We start from the raw sequence: 5649 nt of genomic DNA, 5'->3' as shown, positions 1-5649 counted from the left end.
CCGATCGCCGAGGCGGAGATCATCGTGTGCACGGTGGGGGAGTCGGCCACCAGGCGCGCCAGCCGGTTGGTGGGGGTGACGCGGGAATCGCGGATGGCCTGCTTGTGGCCCTCGGAGAAGCGCCCGAAGATGGGCTCGCCGGCCAGGTGGATGAGCACGTCGATCCCGTCGAGCAGATCCGGGGCGGGGTGGAAGGGCTCCCAGACCCGCTGGTAGGGCTTGGCGTTGCGACGCACCAGCTGGATCACCTCATGCCCGGCGGTGCCCAGCTGCGCCATGACCGCGCGCCCGACCAGTCCGCGCGAACCCGTCAACGCGATGCGCAGGGGACGCTCGGGCTGCAGGTCCCGGATGCGGTCGAGGAACTGGACATCATGGATGAGCTGCTGCTGGCGGTAGGCGAAAAACGACGTCAGGGAGGAGGCGGGCAGGCGGGTGCGGATGGTGTCGGTGACCAGGGTGCCGTCCTCGTGGTCGGCGAAATCATGGACGTGGCGCCAGTTGGCCAGGGTCTTCACCGGGGCGGAGGTGCACACGTCGGTGAAGCGGTACCCGCGGCGGAAATTCGACAGGTCGTGGCGCGAGACCCACTTGAGCCCGGCGGGCAGGCCGAAGATGGTGGTGCCGTCGGAAAGCTTGTCGGCCTGCTTCATCGGCTTCATCGGCAGAAACGGGGGGGAGAGGCGGACGAGCGCGCCCGGGCGCGTGTGCCATTCCCACACCTGCTCGCGCGGGGCGGGAACGACGTGACTTGTGGTCAGGCTCACGGGCGGATGTCCCTCTCGTCGGTCGGCGCGCTCACGCGGGTGGGGCGCCGGATGCTAGTATCGGCTGCAGTCTCCTAAGCATAGACACCGAAGGACACAGTTCGTCTCTGTCCGACATCCTTTAAGTTCCGCACAGAGAGGCGGGGAAGGAGGTCACGATGAGTGAACGCACTGACGCCACGACCATCGAGCTGCTCGGCTCCGATGATGTCGGGCGCACGGTCGCACGCATCGCGCACCAGATCATCGAGAAGACGGCGTTGGATTCGCCCGACGCCGGTACCGTCATGCTGCTGGGCATCCCGTCGGGGGGAGTGCCCCTGGCCGAGAGGCTGGCAGCCAAGATCGAGGAGTTCGCGGGGGTGTCGGTGCCCGTCGGCGCCCTGGACATCACGCTCTACCGCGACGACCTGCGCACCAAGCCGCACCGCGCCCTGCAGCCGACGCGGATCCCCACCGGCGGCATCGACGGCGCCACCGTGGTGCTTGTCGACGACGTCCTCTACTCCGGCCGCACCATCCGCGCCGCGCTCGACGCCCTGCGCGACATCGGCCGCCCGGAGAACATCCAGCTCGCCGTCCTCGTCGATCGCGGTCACCGGCAGCTGCCGATCCGGGCCGATTATGTCGGCAAGAACCTGCCGACGTCGAGCACCGAGGACGTTGCCGTGCTGCTTTCGGCCATCGACGGCCGCGACGCCGTCATCCTGACCCGCTACCACCGGGAGAACAACTGATGAAGCACCTGCTGTCCATCGCTGATCTGAGCCGGGAGGAGATCGTCGGCCTCATGGACGAGGCCGACCGTTTCCGCGAGGCGCTCGAGGGCCGGGAGATCAAGAAGCTGCCCACCCTGCGCGGCCGCACGATCTACTCCCTGTTCTACGAGAACTCCACCCGCACCCGTTCCTCCTTCGAGACCGCCGGCAAGTGGATGAGCGCCGACGTGATCAACCTCTCCGCCGCCACGTCCTCGGTGAAAAAGGGCGAGTCGCTCAAGGACACGGCCTTGACGCTGGCGTCGATAGGCGCGGACGCCATCGTCATGCGCCACCCCTCCTCGGGTGCCGCACAGCTGGTCGCCGAGTGGATCGGCGCGGAGGGCTACACCACCTCCGTCATCAACGCCGGTGACGGTTCGCACCAGCATCCCACCCAGGCGCTTCTCGACGCCGTCACCATCCGCCAGCGCATCGGCGACATCGAGGGCAAGAAGGTCCTGCTCGTCGGCGACGTGCTGCACTCCCGCGTGGTGCGCTCCAACGTCGACCTGCTGGCCACCCTCGGCGCCGAGGTGACCCTCGTCGCCCCGCCGACCCTGCTGCCCTATGGCGTGGAGAACTGGCCGGTGCGCGTGTCCAGCGACTTCGACGCGGAGATCGGCGCGGCCGATGTGGTCATGATGCTGCGCGTCCAGCAGGAGCGCATGCAGGGTGGCTTCTTCCCCTCGCACCGCGAGTACGCCACCCTCTACGGCCTGTCGAAGGCCCGCGCCGCATCGATGAAAGACGGCGCGATCATCATGCACCCCGGCCCGATGCTGCGCGGCATGGAAATCAACTACGCCGTCGCCGACTACGACAACGCCGCCGTCCTGCAGCAGGTGAACAACGGTGTCCACCTGCGCATGGCCGTCCTGTTCACCCTGCTCGCCACCGATGGAGCCCTTCATGACTGACACTGATTACCCGGTCACCGGACCGCTCGCGGCCGCCGAGCCCGGCACCCTCAAGCTTGTCGACGTCCGCCTCTACGGCGAGGGCGACCCCGTCACCGTCCTCATTTCCGACGGCGTCATCGTCGACCTCGACGCCTCCCCGGACGCGGAGGCCGACCGCACCGTCGAGGGCCACGGCCACGTCCTGCTCCCGGGCCTGGTGGACATCCACGTCCACCTGCGTGAGCCGGGCCGCGAGGACACCGAGACCATCATCACCGGCTCCCGGGCCGCCGCCAAGGGTGGCTTCACCGCCGTGTTCACCATGGCCAACACCATGCCCGTCATGGACCAGCCGGTCATCGCCGAGTCCGTGTGGCTCAAGGGCCAGCACGCCGCGATCTGCGACGTCCACCCCATCGGGTCCATCACCAAGGGGCTCGAAGGGAAGGAGCTCACCGAGTTCGGCATGATGGCCGGATCCCAGGCCAAGGTGCGCATGTTCTCCGACGACGGCAAGTGCGTCGACGACCCGCAGCTCATGCGCCGCGCCCTGGAGTACGCCCAGGGCCAGGACGTCCTGCTCGCCCAGCACGCCGAGGAGCCGCGCCTGACCACGGGGGCCGTCGCCCACGAGGGGGAAACCGCCGCCAAGCTGGGCCTGCGCGGCTGGCCGCGCGCCGCCGAGGAGTCCATCGTCGCCCGCGACGCGCTGCTCGCCCGCGACTACGGCAACCGCGTCCACATCTGCCACGCCTCGACCACCGGTTCCGTCGAGCTGCTCAAGTGGGCGAAGGGCCAGGGCATCCCGATGTCCGCCGAGGTCACCCCGCACCACCTGCTGCTCACCGACGAGAAGCTGCACACCTACGACGGCGTCTACCGCGTCAACCCGCCGCTGCGCGAGGAGCACGACACCCTGGCGCTGCGCGAGGCGCTTCTCGACGGCACCATCGACTGCGTGGCCACCGACCACGCCCCGCACGGCTCCGAGGACAAGTGCGTCGAGTTCGAGTACGCCAAGCCCGGCATGCTGGGCCTGGAGACCTCCCTGGCGATCATCGCCGAGCTCTTCGTCGCCACCGGCCGGGCCGACTGGCGCTGGGTGGCCAAGGTGATGAGTGAGCGCCCCGCCGAGATCGTCCGCGTGCCCGGTCACGGCCGCCCCATCGCCGTCGGCGAGCCCGCGAACCTCACCATCGTCGACCCGGGCAGCACCTGGACCGCCCACGGCGCGGACATGGCCTCCAAGGCGGAGAACACCCCCTACGAGGGGATGGAGTTTTCCGCCCGCGTCACCACCACGGTGCTGCGAGGCCGCCTGACCTGCGTCGACGGTGTCCCCGCCGAGCCGCGCGAAGAGAAGTAGACACAGACATGAACAACCATCCCGTGAAAGGTGACGCCTTGACGTCCTCCACCTCCTCCCGTATCCCGGCCGTGCTCGTGCTTGCCGACGGCCGCACATTCCGCGGCTACAGCTTCGGCGCCGCCGGCAAGGCCCTCGGCGAGGCCGTGTTCACCACCGCCATGACCGGCTACCAGGAGACCCTCACCGACCCCTCCTTCCACCGCCAGATCGTGATCACCACCGCCCCGCAGATCGGCAACACCGGCTGGAACGACGAGGACAACGAGTCCCGCGACGGCCGCATCTGGGCCGCCGGCCTGGTCATCCGTGACCTCGCCCACCGCGTGTCCAACTGGCGCGCCGAGCGTTCCCTGCCCGAGGAGATGGAGCAGCAGGGCCTGGTGGGTATCCGGGGCGTCGACACGCGCGCGTTGGTGCGCCACCTCCGTGACAACGGCGCGCAGCAGGCCGGCATCTTCACCGGCGAGAACGCCGACCGCCCCGTCGACACGCTCGTCGCCGAGGTCCAGGCCCAGCCGTCGATGAAGGGCGCGGACCTCACCGGGGACGTGTCCACCAACGAGGTCTACGAGGTCCCGGCCGAGGGCGAGACCCGCTACACCGTCGTCGCCTACGACCTGGGCGTGAAGTCCGCGACTCCGGTGCAGTTCGCGAAGCGCGGCATCCGCACCATCGTCGTTCCGCACTCCACCCCCTTCGACGACCTGGCCCAGTACTCTCCGGACGGGGTGTTCCTCTCCAACGGCCCCGGCGACCCGGCCACCGCCGACGACATGGTCGCCACCACCCGGAAGGTCATCGAGGCCGGCATCCCCCTGTTCGGCATCTGCTTCGGCAACCAGATCCTCGGCCGCGCCTTCGGCCTGGACACCTACAAGCTGAAGTTCGGCCACCGCGGCATCAACGTGCCCGTGAAGAACCAGGTCACCGGCAAGATCGACATCACCTCCCAGAACCACGGCTTCGCGCTCAAGGCCCCGGAGGGGGAGACCTTCGACACCGACTTCGGTCCGGCCCGGGTTACCCACTACTGCCTCAACGACGGGACCGTCGAGGGAGTGGCGCTGGTCGACGGCCGCGCCTTCTCCGTCCAGTACCACCCCGAGTCCGCCGCCGGTCCCCGTGATGCCAACCCGCTGTTCGACCAGTTCATCGAGCTGATGGACTCCCACGCAGGCGTCGAGAAGTAAAGAAACCAGGAAAAGGAAAACCATGCCCAAGCGCACAGACATCAAGCACGTCCTGGTCATCGGCTCCGGCCCGATCGTCATCGGCCAGGCCTGCGAGTTCGACTACTCCGGCACCCAGGCCTGCCGCGTCCTCAAGGAGGAGGGCCTGCGGGTCACCCTCATCAACTCCAACCCGGCCACCATCATGACCGACCCGGAGTTCGCCGACCACACCTACGTCGAGCCGATCCAGCCCGAGTACATCGAGAAGATCTTCGAGAAGGAGATCGAGCAGGGCCACCCGATCGACGCCGTCCTGGCCACCCTCGGCGGGCAGACCGCGCTCAACGCCGCGATCCAGCTCGACCGCCTCGGCATCCTGGACAAGTACGGCGTCGAGCTCATCGGCGCCGACATCCCCGCCATCCAGCGCGGCGAGGACCGCCAGATGTTCAAGGACATCGTCGCCTCCGTCGGCGGCGAATCCGCCCGCTCCCGGGTCTGCCACAACATGGAGGAGGTCCACGCGACCGTCGCCGAGCTCGGTCTGCCGGTCGTCGTCCGTCCGTCGTTCACCATGGGTGGCCTCGGCTCCGGCCTGGCCTACAACAACGACGACCTCGAGCGCATCGCCGGCGGCGGCCTGGCCGCCTCCCCGGAGGCCAACGTCCTCATCGAGGAGTC

At 68.7% G+C, this 5649-nt stretch carries 5 protein-coding genes and 1 pseudogene; 5 read left to right on the top strand and 1 reads right to left on the bottom strand.

Annotated elements, in window-relative coordinates:
- Positions 1–767: NAD-dependent epimerase/dehydratase family protein (locus Q4F73_RS05020; RefSeq protein WP_368660515.1), on the bottom strand; the 767-nt coding region annotated here is incomplete at its 3' end.
- Between the two features lie 158 nt (positions 768–925).
- Between Q4F73_RS05020 and pyrR the strand changes: the two genes are divergently transcribed.
- The 5 genes and pseudogenes from pyrR to carB all read left to right on the top strand — a co-directional run.
- Positions 926–1504, top strand: coding sequence for a bifunctional pyr operon transcriptional regulator/uracil phosphoribosyltransferase PyrR (gene pyrR / locus Q4F73_RS05015; protein ID WP_303358258.1), 579 nt, complete (start codon positions 926–928; stop codon positions 1502–1504).
- The gene (locus Q4F73_RS05010; protein ID WP_303358257.1) at positions 1504–2445 is read left to right on the top strand and encodes an aspartate carbamoyltransferase catalytic subunit; all 942 of its coding nucleotides are present in this window, start codon (positions 1504–1506) and stop codon (positions 2443–2445) included. The genes pyrR and Q4F73_RS05010 overlap by 1 nt, the downstream gene beginning before the upstream one ends.
- Complete coding sequence (locus tag Q4F73_RS05005) at positions 2438–3793, top strand: dihydroorotase (RefSeq protein WP_303358256.1); 1356 nt, start codon at positions 2438–2440, stop codon at positions 3791–3793. Before Q4F73_RS05010 ends, Q4F73_RS05005 begins: the two co-directional genes overlap by 8 nt.
- A gap of 8 nt (positions 3794–3801) precedes the next feature.
- Positions 3802–4986: a glutamine-hydrolyzing carbamoyl-phosphate synthase small subunit gene (gene carA, locus Q4F73_RS05000; RefSeq protein WP_303358255.1), complete on the top strand. Its 1185-nt coding sequence runs from the start codon at positions 3802–3804 to the stop codon at positions 4984–4986.
- A 22-nt stretch (positions 4987–5008) separates the two neighbouring features.
- Positions 5009–5649, top strand: a pseudogene (gene carB, locus Q4F73_RS04995) (carbamoyl phosphate synthase large subunit); the annotation flags it as partial.

The organism is Corynebacterium sp. (assembly GCF_030535495.1).
In the GTDB taxonomy this organism is placed as follows: domain Bacteria; phylum Actinomycetota; class Actinomycetes; order Mycobacteriales; family Mycobacteriaceae; genus Corynebacterium.
This window is presented reverse-complemented; position numbering and strand designations above follow the sequence as displayed.

Bases quoted from the DNA above. Each gene is read 5' to 3' on its own strand.
- pyrR (WP_303358258.1), top strand. From the start codon at position 926: ATGAGTGAACGCACTGACGCCACGACCATCGAGCTGCTCGGCTCCGAT.
- Q4F73_RS05010 (WP_303358257.1), top strand. From the start codon at position 1,504: ATGAAGCACCTGCTGTCCATCGCTGATCTGAGCCGGGAGGAGATCGTC.
- Q4F73_RS05005 (WP_303358256.1), top strand. From the start codon at position 2,438: ATGACTGACACTGATTACCCGGTCACCGGACCGCTCGCGGCCGCCGAG.
- carA (WP_303358255.1), top strand. From the start codon at position 3,802: ATGAACAACCATCCCGTGAAAGGTGACGCCTTGACGTCCTCCACCTCC.